5 protein-coding genes are annotated in these 4,335 nt (G+C 43.6%); 3 read left to right on the forward strand and 2 right to left on the reverse strand.

Going from position 1 to position 4,335, the window contains the following annotated elements:
• The first annotated feature begins 165 nt into the window (after positions 1–165).
• Positions 166–696, forward strand: coding sequence for a DUF3347 domain-containing protein (locus WBA23_RS11305; protein ID WP_424582387.1), 531 nt, complete (start codon positions 166–168; stop codon positions 694–696).
• A 219-nt stretch (positions 697–915) separates the two neighbouring features.
• Here the strand turns inward: WBA23_RS11305 and WBA23_RS11310 are convergent, their stop codons facing one another.
• Complete coding sequence (locus tag WBA23_RS11310) at positions 916–2,196, reverse strand: DEAD/DEAH box helicase (protein WP_424582388.1); 1,281 nt, start codon at positions 2,194–2,196, stop codon at positions 916–918.
• Positions 2,197–2,437: 241 nt separating this feature from the next.
• Positions 2,438–2,881, reverse strand: a complete 444-nt coding sequence (locus tag WBA23_RS11315) for a cold-shock protein (protein WP_424582389.1) — start codon at positions 2,879–2,881, stop codon at positions 2,438–2,440.
• Between the two features lie 97 nt (positions 2,882–2,978).
• Between WBA23_RS11315 and WBA23_RS11320 the strand changes: the two genes are divergently transcribed.
• Together WBA23_RS11320 and WBA23_RS11325 are read left to right on the forward strand one after the other, a co-directional pair.
• Entirely contained in the window at positions 2,979–3,593 is a 615-nt protein-coding gene (locus WBA23_RS11320; RefSeq protein ID WP_424582390.1) for a DUF1684 domain-containing protein, read from the forward strand.
• 99 nt (positions 3,594–3,692) lie between these two features.
• Positions 3,693–4,274 carry a ribonuclease HII gene (locus WBA23_RS11325; RefSeq protein WP_424582391.1) on the forward strand — a complete coding sequence of 194 codons (582 nt, stop codon included), beginning with the start codon at positions 3,693–3,695 and terminating at the stop codon, positions 4,272–4,274.
• Positions 4,275–4,335: the final 61 nt, after the last annotated feature.

Below are 4,335 nucleotides of genomic sequence, written 5' to 3' on the forward strand. Positions count from 1 at the left end.
TTATTACACTACCCATAATTTATCTTTGCGTGCCTACAACGGCAAAACAGATTTTTTTGTTAAAGTAGCACCGCAAACTGTTTTTCCGTAAAATAGTTAAATATATACGTGCGGTTAATTACAACAAGAGCAATTGCTGAGCTATCTTTTAAATACAAACATCATATGATACAACCTAATCGAAACCTAATCATCTTTATTATTTCATTGGTTCTCTTAGCAGCTTGTGCTACTCCTCCGTCCGAACAATCGGCTGAAACGTCTCAAGTAGTTGGTAAAAATCCAACTAAGCAGTCATCAGAAGAGAAAACCTTAGCATCAGTGGTAGAACAGTATCTACTATTAAAAGACGCGCTGGTATCTTCTAGTCCAGAGGAGAGCAAAGCGAAAGCTACGGGCATGCTGGAAGTAATTGATGCCACCAATATGATGGGCGTACAGCAGAATACTAAGCAAATTGCTGCCGCTGCTGACTTAGAAACTCAGCGAATCTACTTTGATAGTTTGTCCGTGAATCTGTACGAGTTGCTGGAAGCCCAAGATGGAAAAAACAAAACCCTTTACAAACAGTACTGCCCAATGGCCTTCGACAACCGAGGAGCTTACTGGCTGAGTAACGCTGAGGAAATTCGTAATCCCTACTTTGGTGATCAGATGCTAAAGTGTGGTCGGGTAGAAGAGACGATTGAATACTAATAAAACAGTGATTTGCCTCTGACGAAGTGAGAAAGACTGATCCACTTCCAGATGAGAAAGAAACCATCTCTACTCCTATAAGCGTACTTATATTGTTACAAATGGTTCAAGTGTTTGATAATCAAAAACTTATCAATCGCTTGTGCCGTGTCTATAGTGGATTCCCTACCGGGACGATCCGACTGTAATCGGGCATTTCCAATTGAAATAGGGTGTACCTTAGCTAGATTGGCGTTTTTTCCAGTAGGGACGACGGGGCTTCTGACTTGTAGTAGAGGCACTGCCACCCTCGGCTACCGTGGTTCGTGGTCTTGATGATTGCTTCTGACGAAACGGCCTGTCTTCTTTTGCCGACTCAAAACCTCCATCTGTAAAAGGATGATCGGTAACTACCGGAATTTTCTGATTAATGGTTTTTTGAATATCGCGCAGGTAGGCCCGCTCTTCGGTGTCACAAAACGATAAGGCTTTTCCACTGGCTCCCGCTCGCCCAGTACGACCAATGCGGTGCACGTAAGTTTCGGGAACGTTAGGTAAATCGTAGTTAATTACGTGCGATAGCTCGTCCACATCAATGCCCCGAGCGGCAATGTCTGTTGCCACAAGTACCTTTAACTTTCCGCTTTTAAAGCTATTCAGTGCCTTTTGCCGAGCCGTCTGCGATTTATTTCCGTGAATAGCACTAGCCCGAATCCCTTCCCGGTCAAGCATCTTCACAATTTTGTTAGCTCCGTGCTTCGTACGAGAAAATACTAGTACTGATTTAATAGGCTCAGTTTGCAGTAGGTGGGTAAGTAATTTGATTTTACCTTTCTTCTCCACGAAATAGATAGACTGCTGAACTTTCTCGGCGGTAGTTTGCTCAGGTTTTACTACTACCTTTTCAGGGTTGCCTAAAATTTTACGCGATAGACTCACAATATCGGGAGGCATGGTTGCCGAAAAGAATAAAGACTGCCGTTCTTCGGGCAGTCGGGCAATAATTTTCCGAATGTCGTGAATAAAGCCCATATCCAGCATTCGGTCTGCTTCGTCTAGCACAAAGTATTCAACATCTTTGAAAGTGATGACACCCTGTCCGAGCAAATCGAGTAGGCGACCTGGGGTAGCAATTAACACATCTACGCCCTGCCGAAGTGTCTGAACCTGGCTCCCTTGTTTTACTCCACCGAAAATAACGGTGTTTCTAATGTCAACAAATTTGCTGTATGCCGTAAAATTATCAGCAATTTGAATTGCTAGTTCCCGGGTGGGAGTTACAATCAGGGCTTTGATTTTACGACGTTTTGGTGACCGTTGCTGATCAAGGTGAAGGTGGTGCAAAATAGGAACGGCAAAAGCTGCTGTTTTACCGGTACCCGTCTGAGCACAACCTAGCAAATCTTGCTTGCGCAGTAAAATAGGAATTGCTTTTTGTTGAATAGGAGTAGGATGTGTATAACCTTGAGCATCCAAGGCTTTTAGGATAGGATCCGTAATTTTTAAATCTTGAAAAGTCATATGTTTGTTTGGATTAGCAGAATGCAGAAATAATGATCTGTATTCTTAATTTTTAAGAATGAGTAGCATTTAGCTACTGAATGTGGTGATTTAACTTGGAGGCTGGCGGTAATAATAAGTAGGTGGGTAGGTAAATAAAGAGGTGTACCGAGTGTGGGTACACCTTGCGTAAGAGCAGTTAAGTATTAATAAGCTAAGTGATTAGCAGTTTTTTGGCTGGGAAAATTGGAGTGGGAAACTATTATTTCTTCACGTGAACGGCATTCATTCCTCTTGGGCCCTGCTCTAGTTCAAATGTAACGATATCTCCTTCGTCCACTTCGTCTACCAGTCCGGTAACGTGTACAAAGTATTTCTCTTGTTTGTCCGTATCTTTTATAAAGCCGTAGCCTTTATCGTGATTAAAAAATTCAACGCGGCCAGTACGAATAGGTGATTCATCCTCTTTTTCTTTAGGAGGAATGCCAATTACAATATCTTCGGCTTTTACTTTTCTTTTCTTCTCAGGATCGGGCGGGGTGTCGGTAATGTTGCCGTTTTCATCTACGTAAGCAATCATATCATCCAGACCGCCACCGGAAGAGTTTTCTTGTCGTTCTTCTTTCCGTTGTTGCTTCTCTTGCTTCTTCTTCTGACGCTTTTTTTCTTTTTCTTTCTTATTGAATGTGTCTCGCGATTTCGCCATATTTTAATGTTATTTACTTTGCAACGAACTATTTGCAAGAAACGTTTCTTTGTGAGAAAATACCTTTCGGTAAGCATTATCAGAAATTACTGAATTTATGAATAAGATCGTACTGGCTGTTGTCGGTTTAGTTAGCATAGGAATACTGGTCTATGCACTGCAAGGGGGCGAAAGTGAAGAAGATTACACCGAGCGCATTTTACAAGAGCGGGAAAATATCCGCAATTTCCTGCGTGGCTCTGACGAATCGCCCTTCGCCTCGGATAGCGTACCATTTAAAGAGCTAAATTACTACGAGCCTGACCCCGCTTACCAAGTGATTGCCCGCCTGAAACGCATTGAAGATCATAAGCTACTTACACTGCCTACCTCGGATGGAAAAGAGGAGAAATATATTCGCTACGGCTACGCCGATTTCAGACTTGACGACCAATCTCAGCGAATGCTGGTGCTCCAACCTTTTGAGCAACAGCAACCGCCCATGCTATTTGTAACTTTTGCTGATGCCACCAGCGGAGAAGAAACCTACGGCGGAGGACGCTACCTCAATGTAGAGATGCCCAGCCGCACCGGACAAAAATCGTTGAAACTGGATTTCAACTTGGCTTACAATCCTTACTGCGCCTACAATCCTACATTCAGTTGTCCATTACCCCCGCGAGAGAACGTATTGGATATTCCCATTCCGGTAGGCGAGAAAAATTTTGATTAATCTTAGTCCACAGTCGATAGTCCACAGTAACTTGCTGTACGTAGGAATAGATGTGTGTGGACTGTCACTATCGACTGCGGACTAGAAAAACGTTAAATAATGTTAAAAAGCGCGTTTACTACTGACCTGATGGAAGCGGGTTGCGATGAGGTAGGAAGAGGGTGTTTAGCCGGGCCAGTAGTAGCCGCGGCAGTTATTTTACCTAAAGAATTTGTCCACCCAATTTTAACAGACTCTAAACGGCTTTCGGCTAAGCAGCGGGAGCAACTATTGGTAGAAATTAAGGAACAAGCACTAACGTATGCCGTAGCCGAAGTGAGCAATCAACAGATTGATGAGATCAACATTCTGAACGCCTCGTTTCTTGCCATGCACCACGCCTTAGATGCTCTAACCATACGGCCTCAACTTATTTTAGTAGACGGAAACCGCTTTCAACCGTATTTTTCAGTTCCTCACCAGTGTATTATAAAGGGAGATCAGAAGTACTTTTCCATTGCCGCCGCCTCGGTTTTAGCAAAAACCTACCGGGACAATTTGATGCAGCGGTTAGCCCAACAGCATCCTCAGTACGGCTGGGAGCGAAATGTCGGATATCCTACTTCGGCTCATCGCCGAGCCATTCAGCAACACGGCATTACTACTTGGCACCGTAGAAGTTTTGCTGGGTGTAAGCAGTAGTGTTCAGGTGTTAAAGTGCTCATGAACACACGAGCACTTTAACACCTGAACACGCAAACAC

The organism is Tunicatimonas sp., from assembly GCF_049647865.1.
Classification (GTDB): Bacteria; Bacteroidota; Bacteroidia; order Cytophagales; family Cyclobacteriaceae; genus Tunicatimonas.

Excerpts from the sequence above, each read along its gene's own strand:
- WBA23_RS11305 (WP_424582387.1), top strand. The coding sequence starts at position 166 with ATGATACAACCTAATCGAAACCTAATCATCTTTATTATTTCATTGGTT.
- WBA23_RS11310 (WP_424582388.1), bottom strand. The coding sequence starts at position 2,196 with ATGACTTTTCAAGATTTAAAAATTACGGATCCTATCCTAAAAGCCTTG.
- WBA23_RS11315 (WP_424582389.1), bottom strand. The coding sequence starts at position 2,881 with ATGGCGAAATCGCGAGACACATTCAATAAGAAAGAAAAAGAAAAAAAG.
- WBA23_RS11320 (WP_424582390.1), top strand. The coding sequence starts at position 2,979 with ATGAATAAGATCGTACTGGCTGTTGTCGGTTTAGTTAGCATAGGAATA.
- WBA23_RS11325 (WP_424582391.1), top strand. The coding sequence starts at position 3,693 with ATGTTAAAAAGCGCGTTTACTACTGACCTGATGGAAGCGGGTTGCGAT.